General features: G+C 74.1%; 13 protein-coding genes. 1 reads left to right on the forward strand and 12 read right to left on the reverse strand.

Going from position 1 to position 21817, the window contains the following annotated elements:
• Positions 1-52: 52 nt before the first annotated feature.
• The 10 genes from LZ495_RS38370 to LZ495_RS38415 all read right to left on the reverse strand — a co-directional run bounded on the left by LZ495_RS38370 (position 53) and on the right by LZ495_RS38415 (position 16434).
• Positions 53-1444 (reverse strand): outer membrane protein assembly factor BamB family protein, encoded by a 1392-nt coding sequence (locus LZ495_RS38370; protein WP_235057823.1) that lies wholly within the window; start codon positions 1442-1444, stop codon positions 53-55.
• A 423-nt stretch (positions 1445-1867) separates the two neighbouring features.
• Entirely contained in the window at positions 1868-4177 is a 2310-nt protein-coding gene (locus LZ495_RS38375) for an ATP-dependent DNA helicase (RefSeq protein ID WP_235057824.1), read from the reverse strand.
• 94 nt (positions 4178-4271) lie between these two features.
• Positions 4272-5276, reverse strand: coding sequence for an SGNH/GDSL hydrolase family protein (locus LZ495_RS38380; protein WP_235057825.1), 1005 nt, complete (start codon positions 5274-5276; stop codon positions 4272-4274).
• A gap of 180 nt (positions 5277-5456) precedes the next feature.
• A complete protein-coding gene (locus LZ495_RS38385) occupies positions 5457-6287 on the reverse strand; it encodes a carbon-nitrogen hydrolase family protein (RefSeq protein ID WP_235057826.1) in 831 nt (276 codons plus the stop codon).
• A gap of 38 nt (positions 6288-6325) precedes the next feature.
• Positions 6326-8056 carry an IucA/IucC family protein gene (locus tag LZ495_RS38390; RefSeq protein ID WP_235057875.1) on the reverse strand — a complete coding sequence of 577 codons (1731 nt, stop codon included), beginning with the start codon at positions 8054-8056 and terminating at the stop codon, positions 6326-6328.
• Between the two features lie 301 nt (positions 8057-8357).
• Positions 8358-9905 carry a lysine N(6)-hydroxylase/L-ornithine N(5)-oxygenase family protein gene (locus LZ495_RS38395; protein WP_235057827.1) on the reverse strand — a complete coding sequence of 516 codons (1548 nt, stop codon included), beginning with the start codon at positions 9903-9905 and terminating at the stop codon, positions 8358-8360.
• Complete coding sequence (locus LZ495_RS38400; RefSeq protein ID WP_235057828.1) at positions 9902-10819, reverse strand: GNAT family N-acetyltransferase; 918 nt, start codon at positions 10817-10819, stop codon at positions 9902-9904. Before LZ495_RS38400 ends, LZ495_RS38395 begins: the two co-directional genes overlap by 4 nt.
• Positions 10816-12714, reverse strand: coding sequence for an IucA/IucC family protein (locus LZ495_RS38405; RefSeq protein ID WP_372498706.1), 1899 nt, complete (start codon positions 12712-12714; stop codon positions 10816-10818). Before LZ495_RS38405 ends, LZ495_RS38400 begins: the two co-directional genes overlap by 4 nt.
• Positions 12715-12841: 127 nt before the next feature.
• Positions 12842-14461, reverse strand: coding sequence for a pyridoxal phosphate-dependent decarboxylase family protein (locus tag LZ495_RS38410; protein ID WP_235057830.1), 1620 nt, complete (start codon positions 14459-14461; stop codon positions 12842-12844).
• 509 nt (positions 14462-14970) lie between these two features.
• Positions 14971-16434 (reverse strand): diaminobutyrate--2-oxoglutarate transaminase, encoded by a 1464-nt coding sequence (locus LZ495_RS38415; RefSeq protein WP_268823907.1) that lies wholly within the window; start codon positions 16432-16434, stop codon positions 14971-14973.
• A gap of 1359 nt (positions 16435-17793) precedes the next feature.
• Between LZ495_RS38415 and LZ495_RS38420 the strand changes: the two genes are divergently transcribed.
• Positions 17794-18873 (forward strand): trypsin-like serine peptidase, encoded by a 1080-nt coding sequence (locus LZ495_RS38420; RefSeq protein WP_235057831.1) that lies wholly within the window; start codon positions 17794-17796, stop codon positions 18871-18873.
• Between the two features lie 410 nt (positions 18874-19283).
• Here LZ495_RS38420 and hflX read toward each other — a convergent pair whose 3' ends face one another.
• Both hflX and LZ495_RS38430 read right to left on the reverse strand, forming a co-directional pair.
• Positions 19284-20804 carry a GTPase HflX gene (hflX, locus tag LZ495_RS38425; protein WP_235057832.1) on the reverse strand — a complete coding sequence of 507 codons (1521 nt, stop codon included), beginning with the start codon at positions 20802-20804 and terminating at the stop codon, positions 19284-19286.
• 235 nt (positions 20805-21039) lie between these two features.
• Entirely contained in the window at positions 21040-21765 is a 726-nt protein-coding gene (locus tag LZ495_RS38430) for a DUF4097 family beta strand repeat-containing protein (RefSeq protein ID WP_235057833.1), read from the reverse strand.
• Positions 21766-21817: the final 52 nt, after the last annotated feature.

The following is a 21817-nucleotide window of genomic DNA, read 5'->3' on the forward strand; positions in this document are numbered from 1 at the left end:
CCCCGCCGCCGTTGCGCTGCAACGCCCTGGGGCGGTGCCCAGGACGGCCGGTTCAGGCCAGGCCGACCAGGCCGGGCACCTCTGGCCTGGAGAGCCATGTGAAGCCGATGAGGCGTCCTTCGCTGAGCATCCAGATCGCCGAGTCGGCGGCGTCGAGCAGGGCCCTCCCGTCGACCGCCCGGGCGCCGAGCGACGAGCCGTCCTCGTGCTTGAAGGCCATCAGCTGCCCGGGCGCCCCGGGGAGGCCGGTGCCGAGGACGAGGACGCCGGAGGCGTCGGTGCCGACGATTTCGATGTCCGCGACGTCCTTGCCCATCGGCATGCTCCACCGGGCTTTCCCGGTACCGAGGTCGAAGGCGACGAGCCGGACGATTTCGCCGAGCTTCTGATCGCGCCGTTCGGTCTTGATGTAGAGGGTGTTCTTGGCGACCGCGACCGAGTAGTAGGGCGCGCTGTCGAAGTCGGAATTGTAGGGCGCGCTGCGCATGTCCCTGGGGTCGGTCATGCCGTCCGGACCGTGGCTGGGGATTTCCGCGCGGAGCTTCCCGTCGCGGTCGTAGGACTGGAGTATGTAGTCGCCGCCGCGGGCGATTTCGACGACCACCGGGTCGGCGTGCACGAGGTTCAGCCAGGCGTATCCGTCGTCGGCCGGCGGAATGCTCTTGGACCAGCGGCGGCTGCCGTCGGCGGCGTCGATCGCTATCAGGTTGGCGGGTGATTGCTTTTCGTACGAGGACTGCTCGACGAGGACGGTTCCGCCTTCCACGCGCAGCCCGTCGACGCCTTCGTCGTCGGACGAAGTGGGCGACCAGTCCCAGCGTTTGGCGCCGTCCTTGAGGTTGAAGGCGCTGAGTCCGGTGCTGGTGGAGATCACCGCGATGTCGCCGTCGACGGCGGTCTGGACGCGCCGGAATTTGTCGTCGGAGTTGGCCACGTCTTTGCTTTTGCGCTCCCATGCGGAGCGCATGGTGGCGAGGTCGATGGCGACGGTCATGTCGCATTTTCCGGCCGGTCCGTAGGCGGCTATGCCGATGCCTTGGGAGGCTTTGGTGGCCATGCCGCAGAACTCGCCGGTGGGCGGGGTGAATCTGCCGGCTTCGCGGCCGTCGGCGATGTCGTAGGCGGTGATCGCTTTGGCGTCGCCGGTGATGACGCGCTGTCCGGAGGTCCAGGCGCCGAGGGTCTCGACGCGGCCGTCGCCGGGCGGGGTCTTCCAGGCGTGCTTCATGGTCTTGCCGTCGGTGACGGGGCTGCCGCCGTCGCCGCCGTCGTCCTTGAGGGCGAATTGCCAGACCAGGATGCCGCCGGCGACGAGGACGAGGGCGACCACGGCGGCGACGGCGGCCACGAAGCGGCGCGATGCGGCGCGTCCCGGGGCGCGGGGTATCGGCGGGGTGCCGTGTGCGGGTTGGCCGTATGGCGGGCTGCCTCCCATGGGCGGCATGCCGACCGGGCTGCCGGGGCCGACCGGGCCGCCCATCCCTCCGGAGCCGGGCGGCGGGCTGCTGCCCGGCAGGCTGCCCGGGAAGGGCGCGCCCGGCGGTGTGGTCGGTGCCGCGGGCGGTCCGGGCGGTGGCGGTACGCCGGGGAGGCTGGGGCTGGGCGGTCCGGGCTGCCAGGGCGGTACGCCGTCCCCGCCGGCCCCCGCGCCGGTGGGTCCGAGGGGTTCTCCGGGTGGCGGCCCTGACGGCGGCCCCGGTGGCGGACCTGGTGGCGGACCGTAGGGTCCGGGCGGTTGCGACATGGTCCCCCTTGTCCTCCGCGCGTGGCCGGCGGTCGGCCGTGGCGCGTTACGACAATACGAAGCACCTTGCGGCGCCTGCTGCGTGAGGATCCGTCAGTTCTTCGGGCGGGGAACGGGCCTTGCTCAGACGTCGATTGCGGACAGCGAGCGGCGTACCTGGTTGCGGTCGGTGGTGTACCAGAAGTCGGGCATGGAGGACCGGAAGAAGCCGCCGTACTGCTTGGTGGCCAGCCGGGAGTCGAGGACGGCGACGACGCCGCGGTCGTCGGCGGCGCGGACCAGGCGTCCGGCGCCCTGGGCCATGAGCAGGGCGGCGTGGGTGGCGGAGACGGCCATGAAGCCGTTGCCGCCGGCCTGGTGGACGGCGTGGGCGCGGGCGCTCATGAGGGGGTCGTCGGGGCGCGGGAAGGGGATGCGGTCCATGACGACGAGCTGGCAGGCGGGGCCGGGGACGTCGACGCCCTGCCACAGGGACAGCGTGCCGAAGAGGCAGGCGCGGACGTCGCCGGCGAAGGCCTTGAGGAGTTCGGGGAGCGAGTCGTCGCCCTGGCACAGGATGGGGAAGTCGAGGCGTTCGCGCAGGGCTTCGGTGGCGGCTTCGGCGGCGCGGCGCGAGGAGAAGAGGCCGAGGGTGCGGCCGCCTGCGCATTCGATGAGCTCGGCGAGTTCGTCGAGGGTGTCGGGGTGCATGCCGTCGCGGCCGGGCGGGGGCAGGTGCTTGGCGACGTAGAGGATGCCCTGCTTGGGGTATTCGTAGGGCGAGCCGACGTCCATGGAGCGCCAGGGGGCGAGTTCGGCGTCGGTGTCCGGGTCGATGTCGTCGTCGAGGTCGGCGGGGACGTCGGCCTTCGTCTTGCTCTTCGCCTTCGGTTTGGTCTTCGGGGCAGGCTTGGGCTTGCCCAGGACCTTGGCGACCGGGACGGCTTCGCCGGGTTCGGGCAGGAGGCCTTCCGGGCTCAGGCCGAGGGTGCGCGCCACGCCGGTGAAGTCGCCGCCGAGTTTGAGGGTGGCGGAGGTGAGGACGACGGTGCGGTCGCCGAAGAGCGACTCGCGCAGGAGTCCGGCCACCGCGAGCGGGGCGATGCGCAGGGAGGGTCCGACGCGGTCGCTGCGTTCGATCCACAGGACGTCGTACGGGGAGCCGGACAGGATGCGTTCGCAGGTGTCGTGCACGTTCTGGACGGCGGCCATGGCCTGGCGGCGGGCGGCGTCTTCGTCGGTGAGCGACTTGTCGCGTACTTCGCCGAGCGAGGTGATGACCCCGCGGCTGGCGTCGCGCAGCGCGGCGAGGGCCCAGCCGAGGTCGGGGTCGGGTTCGTCGAGGCGGGCCGGTTCGCGCATGCTCATGGCCTTGGCGTAGGCCTCGGCGGCGGCTTGGAGGGCGTCGACGGCCTTTTCGTTGGCGAGTTTGGCGGCGCGGCGGGCGGCGCGTTCGACGCTGCCGATGGTGAGGTCGTCGGTGGCCACGGAGGTGACGCGGGCGGCGAGTTCGTGGGCTTCGTCGACGACGAGGACTTCGTGCTCGGGGAGGACGGGGGCGCCTTCGAGGGCGTCGATCGCGAGCAGCGCGTGGTTGGTGACGATGATGTCGGACTGCTTGGCGATCTCGCGGGCGCGTTCGGCGAAGCACTCTTGCCCGTAGGGGCATTTGGCGGCGCCGAGGCATTCGGTGGAGGAGACGGAGACCTGGGCCCAGGCGCGGTCGTTGACGCCGGGGCTGAGGTCGTCGCGGTCGCCGGTCTCGGTGTCGTCGTCGGCCCAGTCGCGGATGCGGATGATGTCGCGGCCGGTCTGCGAGGTGGGCGAGGGGTCGAAGAGGACTTCGCCGTCGTCCGGGGGGCCGTCGTGGAGGCGGTGCAGGCAGACGTAGTTGCTGCGGCCCTTCAGGGTGGCGAAGGTGGGGCGGCGGCGGAGCAGCGGGTGGAGGGCGTCGACGGTGCGCGGGAGGTCGCGTTCGACGAGTTGGCGCTGCAGCGCGAGGGTGGCGGTGGCGACGACGACGCGGCGGCGGCCGGCCAGTGCGGGGACGAGGTACGCGAGCGACTTCCCGGTGCCGGTGCCGGCCTGGACGAGGAGGTGCTCGCGGCGGGCGACGGCGCCGGCGACGGCTTCGGCCATGCGGACCTGGCCGGGGCGTTCGGTGCCGCCGACGGCCGCGACGGCGGCGGTGAGGAGTTGTCCGAGGTCGGGGCGGCCGCCGGGTGCGGCGGTCGGCGCTCCCGCGGTGTCCTCGTCCTGCTCGTCGTCTTCGTCCTCCGAGTCGTCCTCGTCGTACTCCGAGTCACCATCGTCGTCCTCGGCGGCTTCGTCCGAGGTGCCGTCGATCCCGGCGTCGAGGGTGCCGGTGTCCTCGGGTGTTCCGTCGGGCCCCCGGTCGGCGTCGGTGGTGCCGTCGAGGTCTTCGGGGGCGTCGTGTTCCGCGGTGTCGCTCATCGGGGCCAAGCCTAATTGTGCGGAGTGACGCCGCGGCACGGACGCCCCGGGAGGGCCGCTCCCGGGGTGTCCGTGCGACGGGAACCGCGGAGGGTCAGCCCTTGGCCTTGGCGAGCACCGCGGCGGCCATGCCCTGCTGCCCGAGGGCGTTGGGGTGGGCGGGTGCGGCCGGGGACTGGGGCGCGATGCCTTCGACCCACTTGGTGCCGGCGGGCTGGCAGACGTCGTGGCCGAGGCCGGGGGTGAAGGTGTCGACGTAGGTGGCGTTCGCGGTGCCGGCGCTGGTGGACAGCATGGTGTTGAGGCCGCGGATGACGCCGCGCAGGTAGTCGAGGTCGCCGACGGCGATGGGGACCTGGGCCGGGCAGCCGTCGCCGGTCTCGGGGAGGATCGAGGGGTAGCCGACGAGGAGGACGCGGGCGTCGGGGGACTTCGCGCGGATGGTCTTGAGCGAGGCGTCGACCTTGGCGGCGGTGTCCTTGATGCGCTGGGCGAGGACGTCCTTGCCGTCCTTGGTGAAGGCGTCCTTGCAGGGGGTCGGGGAGGCCTTGTCGCCGCTGCGCATGACGCAGGTGGTCATGATCTCGCCGAAGCCGATGTCGTTGCCGCCGATGCCGAGGGTGACCAGCTTGGTCTGCGGTCCGAGGGCGTCGAACTGGGCGGCCGGCGAGTCTCCGCCGTTCTTGAAGACCTGGGGTGCGCCGAGGTCGGCCGTGGTGGCGGCGCCGCAGGTGACGTCGGTGAAGGACGGTACGGCGAGCTGCTTGGCGGTGAGGTGGGCGTAGTTGCTGGAGCTGCGGCTGCAGTTCTTGGGGCTGCCCGGGACGGTCTCGGGGATCATGACGCCGGCCGCGTAGGAGTCGCCGAGGGCGACGTAGTAGGAGCCGCCGGAGGTTGCCGGGGCAGGTATTCCGCCGGTGCCGGCCGCGGGGGCGGTGGAAGAGCCGGGAGTGCCCGGGGCGGTTTCCTTGGCCTTCCCGCCGCCGGTTCCGGTGCCGGTGTCGCCGCCGGAGTCGGAGTCGGAGGAGCAGGCGCCGAGTGTGAGGGCTGCGGCCGCGATGAGTGCGGTCGCCGCCGCGAGGTGTCGTGCCTGGCCCACGTCGTGTCCCCTTGTCGTCGTACGTCCTGCTCGCGGCCTTCCCCGTACGCGGCGGTTACCGGCGGGTAGGCAGTGCGGTGAGCTTAGGCGTCCCGCGGTGAACCCGCCAGGGGCCGGAGGTCCCGTCCGCAGGCGACCGGACGGCAGACCGCGGCAGACCACGACGGACCACGGCAGGCCTCAGTCGAGCTTGATCCGTTCGCGGCGGCTGGCCGGGCACGGGATCTCGCTGAGCATGGTGAGGCTTTCCCGGGCCGCGTCGATCTCGAAGTCCTGCAGGGTGGCGACGACGACGTCGACGCGGTCGCCGTCGGCCTCCGCGACCACGCGCCCGTCCGGCCCGAAGACCGCGCTGCGGCCGCAGCCGGGTCCGTCGCCGGTGGCGCCGACGTGGTTGGCCAGCACGGTGTAGCAGGTGTTCTCGAGGGCGCGGGTGGCCAGGTAGAGGCCGCGCCGGTATTCCTCGTCGCCGCGGGTGAAGAGGCCGCCGCACAGGTACGCGTCGCAGCCGTCGAGGGTGGCGGCGCGCACGTGTTCGGGGAAGCCGATGTCGTGGCGGGTGCCGATGCCGAGGCGCCAGCCGCGGACCTCGATGGAGCAGCCGTGGTCGCCGGGGGTGAACAGGTCGCGGGCGTCGGGCGGGAGGTGCTCGGCGTCGTAGGCGACCCGGGCCTCGCCGTCGCGGCCGACGACGAGGACCGACCAGGTGCGGCCGCCGGGTCTGCGCACGCAGGCGCCGACGACGGCGACGGTGCGGCTGGCGTAGCAGGCCGCGACGAGGTCGTCGAGGCGCGGGTCGCCGGGCACGATCTCGCACCGGGCCGGGTCGCGGCGCATGAGGTCGAGGTCGCGGCCCGTCAGGAAGAGCTCGGGCAGGACCACGACATCGGCGCCGGCGGACGCGGCGAACCGGACGAGCTGGGCGGCGGTGGCCACGTTCTCCGCCACGTTGCCGGCCAGGGCGTGTGCCTGGGCCGCGGCCACGCGCAAGGGTGCTCGATCCAACGTCACCGCGGCATTGTGGCATCGTGACCGGAATCACACCATGGTCATCTTGGTCCGCCGTACAGCGGGTTGGGCACGGTTCCGTGCGCGGCGACGTGCGGGCGGCCCGGCCGGTCGCGGTATCCGTCGAGGAGGAGCCGGTTCCGGTTGAGGCACAGCCGGTCGATGCGCGGGGTGAGCAGATCGAACATCCGGTGCCGTTCGGAGAGTTCGGGGAAGCGGGCCTGGTGGTCGAGGATTTCGTCGCGGACCATGGCCCAGAAGTCGCTCTGCGGGACGCCGAGGTGCATCTCGGCGAGGTCGGCGAGGTAGCGGTAGTGGCCGACGAGCAGCGCGGCGTGGATGAACTGGCACAGATACGCGGGCGCCTCGCGCAGAAGGACCGCGGAGACGTCGGCGGGGAGGTCGGCGAGTTCGGGGAGCGGCTGGTCGGTGATGTTGACGTCGTCGACGAAGTCCTTGACCGCGAGCCTTGTCGGGACGTCGTATTCGTCGAAGACGACGATGGCGTTCTCGCCGTGCGGGGAGAAGACCAGGCCGTACTGGTAGAGGCAGTGCAGGAGCGGCGGCAGCATGGTGTGGAAGAGGCTGCGGAGCCAGGCGCGGGGGGCGATGCCGGACCGGTCGACGAGTTCGGCGACGAACGGGCGGCCGTACGGGTCGACGTGCAGGAGCGAGGCGAGCGTCCGGGCCCGCTCGCCTTCGCCGAGTTCGGGGACGAGGGGCTCGCGCCAGATGGTGCCGAGGAGTTCGCGGTACTGGTACGGGACGCCGGGGAGGTCTTCGAGGACCGGGTGGCGGACGGTGACGGATGCGGTCTCGCCGAGCAGGACGACGCGGCATTCGTCGCGCAGGAACGGGTCGCTGTCGCGCAGTCCGTGGACCCAGGCGGTGACGGCGGGGGCGGCGAGGGTGCGTTCGGTGGGCAGGCCGCGCCAGACCAGGGTGTTGAGGACGGAGAGCGGGAGTTTGACGGTGCGCCGGCCGGGCTGGTCGACGTCGAGGAAGGTGCGGACGGACTGCTGGGCGAGGTAGCGGTCGGGGGCTTCGCCGAGGCGGAGGATGCGGCCGGCGGCGATGTCGGGGGCGAAGAGCGGGGCGATGGTCTCGTCCCATTGCCAGGGGTGGACGGGCAGCCAGAGGTAGGCGCCGAGGTCGGCGTCCTCGCCGAGGCGGGAGTGCATGCGCTCGCGGAAGCGCTGCGCGGTGGCCGGGTCCAACTCTTCGGCGTACAGGCGGTGTTCGTCGAGTCCGGGGACGCCGCGGAATTGTGCGAGGTCGCGGTGTACGGCGATCCACGGCAGGCGCATGGTGCGGCGCGATTCGGGGGCGTAGGCGGCGGCGTCGGTGGCGGAGAACCCGAGCCGGCCCTTGTTGGCGACGATCCAGGGGTGGCCGGTCTGGTGGCCTTCGAGGTCGGCGTAGTCGAGATCGGCGAGTACCGAAGCGGGTTGTGCGGTGGCGGAGAGGGCGACGTCGGCGGCGAGGGTGGCGGTGAGTTCGCGGACGAGGTGCCCTGCGGTGTCTCCGGTGAGGCCGAGGGCGGTGTGCGCGTCGAGGAGGAAGCGCAGCATGTCGTCGCCGGGTTCGTCGCCGAGGGGGCTGCCGCGGCGCAGGGATGCGGGGTCGACGTGCCAGCAGTCGTAGGCGCCGCGGCGGGCCCGGAAGCGGTAGCGGACTTCGCCGGGGAGGTCGATGCGGTAGGTGTCGCCGTGTTCGTGGACGGGGGCGAGGAGTTCCTCGTACGCGAATTCGGCGAGGGCCTTGGCGAGCATGGTGCGGCCGGCGTCGGCCCAGGCGCCGTCCTGGCGGCGCGGGTCGGGGGCGGTGCGGGCGCCGGGTAACGCGGCGGGTGCGGGGTCGAGGTCCGGTCCGGCGGTGCCCGGGCCGCGGACCGCCGCGTCTCCGCCGGTCCGTGCGCCGAGGGCGGTCCCGGGGAGAGCGGTTGCCCTGGTGCGGGCGCTTCCGGAGGGTGCCGCGTGGCGGCCGCTGCCGGCGGCGTGCCGGGCGGCGGGTGCGGCGGGCAGGGGTGCGGCGGCGGTGCCGGCCGCGGTGGCGCCTGCGGAGCGGGCGGGGTCAGTGGGCAGGGACACGCGGTGTCTCCAGTTCGTCGGGCGGGGCCGGGCGGCGGCCGGTGCGGCCGGGCCGCGAGGGGCCGGGCGGGCGCGGGGCCGGGGTGCCGGGGCCGGCCGGTTCCGGGGTGCCGTCGGGGCCGGGGGCGGCGGATGCGGAGGCCGGCGCGGCGGGTTCGGCGGTGTCGCCGGCGGCGAGTCCGAAGGTGGTGTACGCGGTGCGGGCGGGCAGCCGGTAGACGGCCCGTCCGCAGACGGCGTTGAGGATCACGGCGGCGCGGTGCGCGCCGAGGCCGAGGTCGGGGGTGCCGACCCCGTGGGTGTGGAGTTCGGCGTTCTGCACGTAGAGGCCGCCGGTGATGCTCTCGTCGAGGGCGACGCGGTGGTCGAGGCCGATGCGGGGGCGGCCGCGGCCGTCGCGGAGCAGGTGCGCGTCGAGGGGTTCGAGGAGGTCGGGGCGGCGCGGGGCGTAGCCGGTGGCGAGCACGACTTTGTCGGTGAGCCGGGTGAAGCTGCGGTTCTGGTGGGCGTGGTGGCAGCCGAGTTCCAGGCCGCCGTCGGTGCGGGCGGCGGCGGTGACGGTGACGCCGGGCATGAGGGCGGCGCGGATGCGGCCGCCCGCGATGCCGCGTTCGTACAGCTCGTCGTGGATGGCGGCCAGGGTCTCGCCGCTGACCGCCTTGTACAGCTGGCCCTGGCTGGGCAGGAGCCGGTCGCGGACGGGTTCGGCGAGGCCGTGGAAGTAGCGGGTGTAGTCGGGGGTGAAGTGCTCCAGGCCGAGCTTGGAGTACTCCATGGGGCTGAACGCCGGGGAGCGGGTGAGCCAGCTGAGCCGGTGCCGCGGGGAGGTGCGGCGGCGCAGGAGGTCGAGGAAGACCTCGGCGCCGGACTGCCCGGAGCCGATGACGGTGACGTCGGGGGCGGCGGTGAGGGTGTCGCGGTGGTCGAGGTAGTCGGCGCTGTGCAGGACGTCGCGGTGCGCAGGCGTGTCGAGGAGGTCGGCGAACGGGGCCGGGACGACGGGTTCGGTGCCGATGCCGAGGACGAGGTTGCGGGCTGCGGCGTGGTGCGTCTCGCCGGTCTTGGTGTCGCGGAACTCGACGCGGAAGAGGCCGCTTTGCGGGTCCCAGGCGGCGCGGGTGACGTCGGCGCCGAACCGGCAGGCGGGTAGTGCGGCGGCGGCCCAGCGGCAGTAGTGGTCGTATTCGCGGCGCGGCACGTGGAACCGTTCGGAGAAGTAGAACGGGAAGAGCCGGTCGTGGGCGCGCAGGTAGGCGAGGAACGACCAGGGGCTGGTCGGGTCGACGAGGGTGACGAGGTCGGCGAGGAACGGCACTTGGAGGGTGGTGCCGTCGACGAGGAGGCCGGGGTGCCAGCGGAATTCGGTGGACCGGTCGAGGAAGAGGGTGCGGAGTCCCCCGACCCGGTCGGCGAGGGCGGCGAGGGCCAGGTTGAAGGGGCCGATGCCGATGCCGACCAGGTCGTGGACGGGGGTGCCGGGGTCGGGTCGGGGTGATCCGCGGCGCGGGTGCGGGAGTTCGCGGGTGGTCACGCCGGGGCCGCCGGCCTGGGGCGGGTGCTGCCGGTGCCGCGCGGGTTGCCGGTGCGGGCGTCGGTGCCGCGGGTGGCTTCGGCGGTGTCGCTGCCGGGGCCGTCGCGGTGCCGGTCGCGGATCATGAGGGCGGCGGTCTTCCCGGGGAGGGACAGGTCGACGCTGCGGCGGAATCCGGCGCGCCGGAAGGCGGCGATGGAGGCGGCGTTGCGGACGTCGGGTTCGGCGATGACGCGGCGGGTGTCGGGGGCGGCGCGCAGGATGAGTTCGCTGACCACGAGGAGGAGCAGCGAGCCGAGGCCTTGGCCGCGGTGTGCGGCGGGGCCGATGAGCAGGTGGATGCCGACGTCGTGGGGTTGCGCGGCGTAGTGCCGCGAGAGCGGGTCGAGGTCGGCGCGGTAGAGCTCCCAGTAGCTGACCGGCTGGTCGTCGAGGCAGCCGACGTAGGCGGTGGCGTGGGTGAGGCGGCTTTGTGCGGCGAGGTGGTTGGCGGTGGTCTCGGGGCCGCCGGCGAGTTCCCACCAGCGGGCCACCTCGGGGTCGTTCATCCATTCGTGGATGATCGGGAGGTCGCGCTTGAGGTGGAGTTCGTGGAAGGAGAAGCGGCCGGGGGGCAGGGCGACGGTGCCCCAGCGGTTGGCTTCGGTGAGGGGTCCGGAGAGGCCTTCGCGGAGCCTGCGGTGGGTGAGCCGGAGGGTGTCGTCCTCGGGCACGCCGGTGCGGGCGGCGACGGCTGCCTCCGCGGCGGCTGCGGCGGCTGCGGTGTCGGCCGCCGCGGCGGCGAGGCCGGTGAGGTCGGTGCCTGCGGCGGCGGCTGCGTCGAGGGCGGCGGCGGCCTGGACGGCGGCGTCGACGGTCGCCTCGACGGTGGCGTCGGCGGGGCTGCTTGCGGGGGACAGCGGGGACACGGTCATGCGGGGACGGCACCTCCGGATGCGCGGTGGGGGTGAAGGGGGTTGGGGATGTCGACGTAGACGGACTGGGCGGCCACCGGCCCGACCAGTTCGTCCAGCCCGTGGAGGCGGGTCATGAGGTTGCCTTTGCAGCGCAGCGTCGCGGTGTCGGCGAGGAGCCGTGCGGCGGGCACGTGTTCGGCGTGTGCGGCGAGGGTGGCGCGGACGCGCCGGAGGAGGGTGTCCTCGTCGGCGAGGCCTTGGGCGCCGAAGGCGCCGACGAGGCCGAGGAGGTTGTTGACGCCGAGGTAGTAGGCGAGGCGTTCGTCGGCGACGGCGTCGGGGACGACGGTGTCGCTGGCGCCGCCGGCGCCGAGGAGGCGGCGGCGGAGGTCGGCGGCGCGGGAGGCGCGGAAGTAGTAGCCCTGGTTGTCGCGGTAGCGGCCGCCGGCGGGCCAGCCGTCGGCGTCGAGGACGACGAGGGTGTTCTGCTGGTGGGCTTCGAGGGCGATGCCGGCGTGGGCGTCGAGCCACAGGATGGGGTCGGCGACGGCGGCGAGGTAGCGGGTGAGCCATTCCTCGGCGACGGACGCGGTGGTGCGTGCGGTGCGCTCGGCGAGGGTGTGCACGAGCCTGGCGAGGCGGGAAGGGCCCAGGCCGGGGCGTTCGGCGACGAGGCCGGCCACGCAGACGACGTCGTCGGTGCCGAACGGGTTGTCGCGCAGCACGAGTTCGAGGCCGCTCTCGGCGATTTCCGGGCCGGAGGTGCGGGGGGCGTCGACGGCGAGCCAGCCGATGTCGCGGACGATGTCGAAGCCGGGGTGGACGGCGTGCAGTTCGGCGGCGAGGCCGGCGCGCATGATGCGGTCGACTTCGAGGCCGCGCAGGAGTTCCTTGCGGAGGTTCTCGCGGCGGGAGTTGGTGATGCGCAGGCCCAGGGAGAGCTTGAGCATGACCGGGGCGGCGGCCCGGTAGAGGGTGCGGACCGAGGACGTGGGGTGCCAGGTGGGTCCGCCGGGGCCGAGGTCGCGGATGAGGGCGACGTCGAGGAGGGCGCGGATGCCGGGGCGGTGCGCGAGGTCGCGGGCCTGCCACGGGTGGGCCGGGACGAGGATGTGGTCGGCGGGGCCGACGAGTCCGTCGGAGAGTCCGGCGAGGATCTGCGCGGTGCTGCGGTCCCAGGAGCTGTCCTGCGTGACGAGGTCCTGGTGGACGGCGAACCAGTGCAGGGGGAACGCGCCGCGCAGTTCGGGGGCGTAGGCGGCGGCTTCGGCGCCGGTGAGGCCGTCGCGGCTCTTGGGGGTGGGGTGCAGGGGGTGGCCGAGCAGGAGGGCTTGCTCGGCGGCGAGGAACGGGGTGGTGCCGGGCGGGTCGTCGGGGTGGGCGCGGCGGTGCCGGACGTGTTCGGCGGTGCGGGCGGCCGAGTCGGCGACGCGGGCGGCGGTGTCGGTGCGGGTGGCGGCGGTGGCGCCGTCGGCCTCGCGGCCCAGCAGGGCGGCGACGGCGACGGCGTCGAGGTCGGGTCCGGGGGTGTCCGCGAGGCGGGCCGGGTCGAAGCGGTGCCAGCCGGCCTCGGACCAGTAGCGGACGGGGACTTCGAGGGTGACGCCGGTGTGCGGCAGGGCGAGGCGGAGCGGCCGGCCGGCGGCCGGGCGCGGGATGCCGCGTTCGCGGACCCAGCAGCGCAGCAGGGCTTCGGTGGCGGCGGTGTCGCCGACGCGGGCCGGGTCGGGGTCGTCGAGCGGGTCGCTCGTCCGGATGCGGGTGTCGTCGCCCGCGCGGGCCGCGGGTGCGGGCACGGGGACTCCGGCAGGCGCAGCAGGACCTGCGGTCGTCATCATGACTCCGGGGGTTCGTTCGGCCCGGGCGGGCCGACATCCATCGATGATCTGAGGATTTCCGGCGATGTCGACCATTTAGGCCGTGTTTCGCCGAAATCAGTACAAACAACCTTGCTGACGTTGCGTCAGGAGGCTATGTGCGCACGGAGGGTGCCCGCGCAAATGCGGGGAGTCCCCGGGGCGGCCGGCGCCGGGCGTGCGGTCACAGGTCGCGCTCCACGGCCCGACCGGCGGCGATGACGAGGTTGAGCAGCGCGTCGACGTCGCGTTCGGTGGCGTGCGGGTTGAGGAGGGTCAGCTTGAGCCGCACCGATCCGGGGCCGGTGCCCACTTCGGTGCGTCCGACCACGGCGCGGCCCTCGGTGAGGAGGCGGCGGCGCAGTTCGGCGTTGACCCGGTCGGAGCGGCGGCCGTCGGACTCGCCCGGGGACGGGTGCGGCACGTAGCGGAACACCACGGTGGTGAGCACCGGTTCGGCGGTGAGTTCGAGGGCGCCGGGGCCGGGGTCGCGGTCGATGCGCACACCCGCGTGGCAGGCGAGTTCGTGGCAGCGGTCGACCAGGGCGCCGAGCCCGGCGCGGCCCAGCGCGCGCAGCGTCACGGCGATCTTGAACACGTCGGCGCGGCGCGTGGTGCGCGGCGAGTGCCCGAGCAGGCTCGGGAATCCGGCGTCCTCGTCGTCCGCCGGGTTGAGGTACTTCGCGCGCTGCGTGAGCGGCGCGAACAGGGCGCGGTCGCGGACCAGGAACACCCCTGCGGCGACCGGCTGCCAGCCGAGTTTGTGCAGGTCCAGCCCGATCGAGTCGGCACGGTCGAGGCCGGTGAGCAGCGGGGCGAGCCGGTCCGAGAACAGCGCTCCGCCGCCGTACGCGGCATCGACGTGCAGCCACGCGCCATGCTCGCGGGCGACGTCGGCGCAGGCCGCGAGCGGGTCGACGGCGCCGAGGTCGGTGGTCCCGGCGGTGGCGACGATCGCGGTGGGGCGGTCGTTCGCGGCGGTGATGCGGCGGCAGACCGCGTCCAGGGCGCCCGGGTCGATGCGGTGGTCGGTGCAGGTCGCGACGGGCACGACGGCGTCGTCGCCGAGGCCGAGGAGGGCGGCGGAGCGGCGTACCGAGAAGTGCGCGGCGTCCGAGCACAGCACGCGGTGCCGGCCCGCACCGGGGCCGTGCCGGTCCCGGGCCAGCAGCAGCCCGAGCAGGTTGGACTCGGTGCCGCCGGTGGTGACCGTGCCGGACGCGAGCTGCGGCGTGAAGCCGGCGAGTGCCGCGAGGGCGGCGACCACCTCGGTCTCCAGCGCGGTGGCGGCCGGGGCCTGGTCCCACGAGTCCAGCGACGGGTTCAGCGCGGCGGCGGCCAGTTCGGCGGCGACCGCGACGGCCAGCGGCGGGCAGTGCAGGTGGCCTGCGCAGGCCGGGTCGGCCGGGTCGGTGGTGCCGTACGCGAGGACGCGGGCGAGCGTGCCGAGCGCCTCGTGCGCGCCGGTGCCCTGCGCGGGCAGCGCGGCGCCGCCCAGGGCGCGGCGTACCGCGGCGTCGACGGCGGGCGGCCCGCCGGGCGGCAGCGGTCCGCCCCGGTCCTGCGCGCCCGCGGCGAGCGCACCGAGCACCGTGCCGAGCAGCACGCCGAGTTCCTCGGGCCCGCGGACTCCCCCGGCCAGGACGGCGTCCGGCAGCACGGCCGGCCACGCGGCCGCGGCAGAGTGCGGCGCGGCGGGTCCGGCTGCATCCGCCGGCACCGCCGCGTACCGGAGGCCGGTCGCGCCGGACGCTTCCGGGGCGACCGCTCCGAAGCCGCCCGAGCCGACCGGATCCGTGGCCATGGCGCTCCCGTTCGACGCACTCCAGCCGACGGTGCCGACGACCGGCACCAGACCTGTCGCCCCTCCCGCGCCGTTCGCCTCTGCCGGAGCGGCAGCTCCGGCGTAGGCAGGGCCGGCCGGCCCCGCATGACGCGGCAGCTCCTCCCCGGCTGACCGACCGATCCCCTGCCCACCCGGGGAACCGTCGGTGACAGTCGTGCCTGCCGCACTGGCGCTGCCCGTTCCGGTCCCCGCTGATGCGCCGGCCCCCGGATCCATGGCCATGACCCCCGCGGCCGTATCCGCGGCCGCGGCGCGGGCCGACACTTCCGGCGCACCAGCGGCCATGAGCCCACTGAGCCCTCGCGCGGGCTCCGGCGCGGCTTCCGCATGCGGCAGGCCCCTCCAGGCCGTTCCGGTCTGCGGCTGTGCCAGGTCATGGGCCGCCGCCGCGCCGGTCGCGGGCGCGGAACCGGCGTCGGGCCCGTCCACAGGACCTGCCGCGTACGGGTGTTCGGGAGGACCCGCGGTCACGCCGTGCTCCTTACCCGCGCGATTGCGGCCGGGACCGCGTCCGCGAGCCGCTGCAGCACCGCGTCCGCCTGGGACTCGGTCATGGTCAGCGGCGGCAGCAGGCGCACCACGGTGCCGTGCCGGCCGCCGAGTTCCACGATCAGGCCGCGGTCGAGGGCCTCGGCCCGTACCGCGGCGGCGAGTTCGGGGGCGGGCGGGAGGACGCCGTCGCGGCCGACTGCGGCGTGCGGGTCGACGATCTCGACGCCGATCATGAGGCCGCGGCCGCGGACGTCGCCGATCTCGTCGTGCGCGGCCATCAGCTCGCGGAGTCCGGCGGTGAGCCGGGCGCCGAGCCGGGCGGCGTGCTCGTCCAGGCGGTTCTCCCGGATGAACCCGATGGTCGCGGTGCCGGCCGCCATGGCGAGCTGGTTGCCGCGGAAGGTGCCGGCGTGCGCGCCCGGCCACCAGCGGTCCAGGTCGCCGCGGTAGACCACGACGGCGAGCGGCAGCGATCCGCCGACCGCCTTGGAGATGACCATGACGTCCGGGACGACGCCGCTGTGCTCGACCGCCCAGAACGCGCCGGTGCGGCCGAGCCCGGTCTGCACTTCGTCGACCACGAGCGGGATGCCGCGCTCGTCGGTGATGCGGCGCATCTCGCGCATCCAGCCGTCGGGGGCGGGCACGACGCCGCCCTCCCCCTGGACCACTTCGAGGATCATCGCGGCAGGTGCCGCGACGCCGCCGGACGGGTCGTCCAGGAGCGTCTCGGTGTACCGGGCCGCGAGGCGCGCGCCTTCCGCGCCGCCGGCCCCGAACGGGCAGCGGTACGCGTGCGGGTAGGGCAGCCGGGTCACTTCGTCCGCGCCGGGGCCGATCGCCTCGCGGATCGCGGTGTCGCCGCTGACCGCGAGGGCCCCGGCGGTCATGCCGTGGTACGCCCCGGTGAAGGCCAGCACGCCGCGGCGGCCGGTGGCGGTGCGCACCAGCTTGAGCGCGGCCTCGACGCCGTCGGTGCCGGCCGGCCCGCAGAACTGGATGCGGGCGTCGCGGGCGAACTCCGGCGGCAGCGTGTCGAACAGCGCTTCGACGAAGCGGTCCTTGACCGGGGTGGCGAGGTCGAGGACGTGCAGCGGGGCCTCGGCGTCCAGCACGCCGCGGATGGCCTCCAGGACCACGGGGTGGTTGTGCCCGAGGGCAAGCGTGCCCGCACCGGAGAGGCAGTCCAGGTAGCGCGTGCCGTCCGCGCCTTCGACGGTCATGCCGCGGGCCCGCACCGGGACGATCGGCAGCGAGCGGGCATAGGTCCGGGCCGCCGATTCACGGCGGGCCTGGCGCATGAGGATGCCCTCGCGGGCGCCCGCGTCCACGGCCGCGCGGCGGCCGGGCGCGGGGACGGCGGGCTCCGCGCCGGGGCCGGCGGCCGGTCCGGACGCGCCGGCTCCGGCGTCGTCGGCCCTGGTGAGTGCGGGGGTCATGGACAGGCCTCCAAGGCTGCGAGGGGGTGCGTGGGACGCGCGACCCGGGGCTTATTAGGCAAGGCTTACCTGAGTTTGATCACGTACTGCAACCAGCACCACCGTTTCGAGTGACCAAAGGCCAAGTTCCGCAGCCCGCACCGGCGTCGCCCGTTCCCGCCGGCTCCCGTCGGACCCCGCCCGGTCGCCGGCCGGCCTCCGCTCGGCCCCGGGCCGGACCGCGGCCCGCAGCCGCCTGATCCCGCCCGCGGTCCGCGCGTGCGGCGCCCGGACCCCGTGTCCAACGACGCGAACCGACCTCGAACACGGTCTGACCGCCCACGTTTTCCCCACCCCCACCCGGGACCGCCCCACCCGCACGCAACGACACCGCCGCCCAGACCCACACCCGATAAACCCAAATTGCCCCAACTCCCGCCCCCAGCAAGGCCGCACACCGCCAGAGCCCCATCGCCCCCCGAAGGTCCGAATCACGCCAAGCCCCATGCGGGGCCGGTCATGCCGGCGCGCCGCGACACCGAGACGCCGAGACCGGGAACCGGCGCAAGGAGCCGCGTGCCCCGCCGGAGTCCAGGCGGCGACCGCGAGAGGCCCTCGGCACCGAACACCGGACGCCAGGCGCCACCAGCCCTCGCGACCTGCCGCATCGCGTCCGACCACGCACCGAGAACCAGCGGACCGCCGCCAAGAGCCGTGCGGCGGGCGTTGGGGGCTCGTGCCGAAGTGCCTGCAATGCGGCACCAAGAGCCGCCGGACCACCTCGACCTGACGCCTCGCGGCCGACCACGCACCGAGACCAGCGGACCAGCACCACGAGCCGCAAGCCCCGGCGCCGGCGCCTGGCACCGGACGCCGTCTGACGTTCCCGTCCTGCCGCGCTACGCCGAACCGGGCACCAAACGCGCCGCGCCCCCGTTCGGGGGTGGGGGCTAGGTGGGCGGGGCGTCAGGGAGCTCGTGCCGAAGTGCCTGCAACGCGGCACCAAGAGCCACCGGACCACCTCGACCTGACGCATCGCGGCCGACCGCGCACCGAGACCAGCGGACCAGTACCACGAGCCGCAAGCCCCGGCGCCTGGCACCGGGCTTCGGATATCGGCGTCGGGCGTCACCGGACCTTCTCGGTCGGACGCGTCGTGTCGGATCTGGTGCCAACGGGCCGGGGATCGTGCCGGGTTGCCTGTGGTTCGGTGTCGGCCGTCGGGTGGTGGCGGGCCATTTCGGGCGAGGTGACGCGCCGCACGTTGCGCGGGCCCGTTAGGGCATAGTTGCGGGTCTGCCGGTTCGGCCCAGGTGCCGCGCCCGGCGGCGAGCCCCGACGGGCGCGGCAGGAAACGGGGAAACGGGAGGTGGGCGCCGCGTGACGCGCTCGGTGCGGACACTGCTGGTCGCGGTCGTAGTCGCGGTGGCGCTGCTGGTCGCCGGGACCGTCATGGCGCTCAGCCTCGGCTCCGACGAACCGCTCCGGCCGCCCGCGGCGGCGACCGGCTCCTCCCCCGCCCCCGACGCGCCCGACGACACCTCGCCGTGGACCCCCGAGCGCATGAGCCAGGCCCGCCCGCGCGACCCGCTGGTCGCCGAGGCCCCGGACCCCTCGGGCAGCGCGGGCAGTCCCGGCCCCAATCCGTCCGGCACCCTCGGGCCGCTGCCCGACAACGTCGCGGAGGCCCGGCCCCCGGTGGTCGCCGCCGCCGAAGTCCCGCGCCCGTACGCCCGGGACGCGGTGGTCGGCAAACTCTTCTTCGACGCCCCCGAAGGCCCCGCGGTCTGCTCCGGCACCGTGATAGCCGACCCGACCGCCCCCGGGCGCAGCAACCTGGTGTGGACCGCCGGGCACTGCGTGCACGCCGGCAAGGGCGGCACGTGGTTCAAGAACGTGCAGTTCGTGCCCGCCTTCAACAGCGGTGGCCACGCCACTCTGGGCAACCTCCGCGAACCCGGCCCGGTGGCGCCCTTCGGGCAGTGGTGGGCGGCCGACATGGCCACCTCGCAGCGCTGGAAGGACGGCGGCACCGGCGGCGACTCGCCGGCCAGCGCGTACGACTACGGCGTGGTCCGGGTGCGGAACCCCGACAACTCCGGGCGGAGCCTGCAGGAGACCGTCGGCTGGGCCCTGCCGGTCTGGTTCGACGCCCCGCGCGACCTGGCCCGGGTGGCCGCGTTCGGCTACCCGCAGGACCCGCCGTACAACGGGCTCGCGATGTTCCACTGCGACCAGGACCCGCGCCGCCTCACCGTCGACCCGGCCTCTCCCCCGCTGCTGCGCATCGGCTGCACGATGACCGGCGGCGCCAGCGGCGGCGGCTGGTACGCCAAGGCCCCCGACGGCGAGGTCCGCCTGGTCAGCAACAGCGCCCTCGGCGGCACCGGCCGAACCTGGCTGGCCGGCCCCTACTTGGGCGCCGACGCCCGCACCGTCCTGGCCTCCGTCCGCCGCTGACGCCTCCGCCGCGGACAGGCCGACGGCTTCCGGTCTCCGGACAGGGATCCGGCAACGGCAGCGCGGCCCGCTAACGCGGCCCGAAACACGGCCCGCGGCACCGCCCATACATCCGCTCCGGAGGACCCGCGGTGCGGCGAACGGAAACCTCATCCGCCGCTCTTCCGGCCCAGGGCCCGCTCGATGCTCACCGGCCGTCCCGGTCCGGCCTCCGCAAAGCACAGACCACTTCCCGCCGTGCAGCACAGGCCCTGACTCGGCGACCTCCCCACGGCCCGGCCCGCACCATGCACGCCCGCCCCTGCGGCGGGCCGGCTCCGCCTCCACCAGCACATCCGCAGCGGCCGCGCGAACGCGCGAACGGCGGGTCCCTTTCGGGACCCGCCGTTCGTTTCCGAGTACTTCTGTGACTAGTGGTTCGCCACCGCGAAGGCCTGCAGTTCCGCGGCCAGCATCGCGCCGACGCGGGCGCGCAGCCACGTGCCCTCGGCGCGGTGCTCGCTCTCCAGGATCTCGCCGCTCTCGTGCACCTTGGCCACCAGGTCGCCGCGGTGGTACGGGACCAGCGCCTCGACCTCGACCTCGGGCCGCGGGAGCTCCTCGTCGATGAGCGCGAGCAGTTCGTCGATGCCCTGCCCGGTCTTCGCCGACACCGCGATGGCGTGCGGCTCGCGGCGCAGCAGGCGGGCCAGCACCATGGGGTCGGCGGCGTCCGCCTTGTTGACCACCACGATCTCCGGCACGTTCTGCGCCTCGACGTCGACGAACACCTCGCGCACCGCGGCGAGTTGCGCCTCGGGCTCGGGGTGCGAGCCGTCCACGATGTGCAGGATCAGGTCGGCTTCGGCGACCTCTTCCAGCGTGGAGCGGAAGGCCTCGACGAGCTGGTGCGGCAGGTGCCGTACGAACCCGACGGTGTCCGCGAGGGTGTAAACCCGCCCGGACGGCGTCTCGCTCCGGCGCACGGTCGGGTCGAGGGTGGCGAACAGTGCGTTCTCCACCAGGACGCCCGCGCCGGTGAGCCGGTTGAGCAGCGAGGACTTGCCGGCGTTGGTGTAGCCGGCGATCGCCACCGACGGCACCTTGTTGCGGCGCCGTTCGGCGCGCTTGGTGTCGCGCGCCTTCTTCATGTCGGCGATCTCGCGGCGCATCTTGGCCATCTTCTCGCGGATGCGCCGCCGGTCGGTCTCGATCTTGGTCTCACCCGGGCCGCGGGTGGCCATGCCGCCGCCGCTGCTGCCGGAGCCGCCGCCGCCCATCTGGCGGGAGAGCGACTGGCCCCAGCCGCGCAGGCGCGGCAGCATGTACTGCATCTGCGCGAGCGAGACCTGCGCCTTGCCCTCGCGGGACTTGGCGTGCTGGGCGAAGATGTCGAGGATGAGCGCGGTCCGGTCGACGACCTTGACCTTGACCACGTCTTCCAGGTGGATGAGCTGACCGGGCGTCAGTTCACCGTCGCAGACGACGGTGTCGGCGCCGGTCGCGACGACGATGTCGCGCAGCTCGCGGGCCTTGCCCGAACCGATGTAGGTCGCGGGGTCCGGCTTGTCGCGGCGCTGGATGAGGCCGTCGAGGATCTCGGAGCCGGCCGTCTCGGCGAGCGCGGCGAGCTCCTGGAGGGAGTTCTCGGCGTCCTCGACGGTGCCGTCGGTCCAGACGCCGACGAGCACCACGCGCTCCAGGCGGAGCTGGCGGTACTCGACTTCGGTGACGTCGGCGAGCTCGGTGGAGAGCCCCGCGACGCGGCGCAGCGCGTTGCGGTCGGCGAGGTCGAGCTGGTCGCCGTCGAAGTCCGCGTCGAACGCAGGACCCGACCCGGCGCGGTCGCCCGACCCGATGCCGTCGTCGTCGATTCCGTCGTGGTCCAGATCGTCGAGAAGCTCGACAGCGGAGTCGTCGTCGTACGGGGTTCGGTCGTATGCGGAGGTCATATGTTCCTGTTCAACGCGGCACCGGGCGGTTGTCTTCCGGCACCTGGGAAATCCGTCACCTCGATCGTGCCACGGCGGCGCGCGGAATGGCACGCGGGTTTCCCCAGGCACACCCCGGCGTGCCCCCGGCCCGCGACCGGTCAGGCCACATCAGGCCGCGTCAGGCCGGGTCGGGCCGGGAACAGGCCAGGAGCAGGCCAGGAGCAGGCTGGAAGCAGGGCGGCACCAGGCCGGCTCAGCTGTGCAGTACCCGGGCCTGGCCTGCGGTGGTGCGGACTTTGATCTTGCTGGGCGCGTTGGCGTCCTTGGCGACGTCGACATCGGTGTCGCCGACCGAGGCGTCGACGTCGACCGCGTAGGACTGGCCGCTGGGCACCTGTACGGTGGCGCGGCCCGCGGTGGTCTTGGCGTCCACGGCGGCGGGCGCGGAGGCGAAGGACAGCGTGAGGCTGCCGGCCGTGGTGCGCGCGGTGGCCTGCTTGGCGGTCAGCCCGGTTCCGTCGATCTTGCCGGCGCCGGTGCTGACGTCGAGGTCGCCGGACAGCCCCCGGAGTTCGACCTCGCCGGCGTCGGTCTCGACGCGGGTGGCGGTGCCGCGCGGCACGGTGATGTCGTACGAGACCCAGCAGGCGTTGTTCTTGGCGCACTTGTAGCCGAGGTCGAGGGTGTCGGCGTTCACGTTGTGCGTGGTGGTGGGCTCGGTGTCGCCTTCCCAGTGCTTCGTCTCGGTGACCTGGACACGCTGGATGTCCTTCTCGGTGACGGTGACCTTGCCGGCCGTGGTGGACACCGAGATCTTGGCGGCCTTCTCGGCGACGTCGTAGCTGGAGCTCTTCTTGTTGTCCGCGTCGACGTCGACGTCGAGGTCGCAGGCGGCCAGGGCGAGCGGGAGCACGGCGGCGGCCGGTATGAGCAGGGCGAGCCGGCGGCGGCGCCGGTTTCCGGGGCGGGACGCGGACATGGAGGGCCTCCTGGCAGGGAATGCTGCGATGCATTCCACGCTAGGTCGCCGC

It is taken from the genome of Yinghuangia soli (assembly GCF_021502675.1).
Lineage (GTDB): Bacteria > Actinomycetota > Actinomycetes > Streptomycetales > Streptomycetaceae > Yinghuangia > Yinghuangia soli.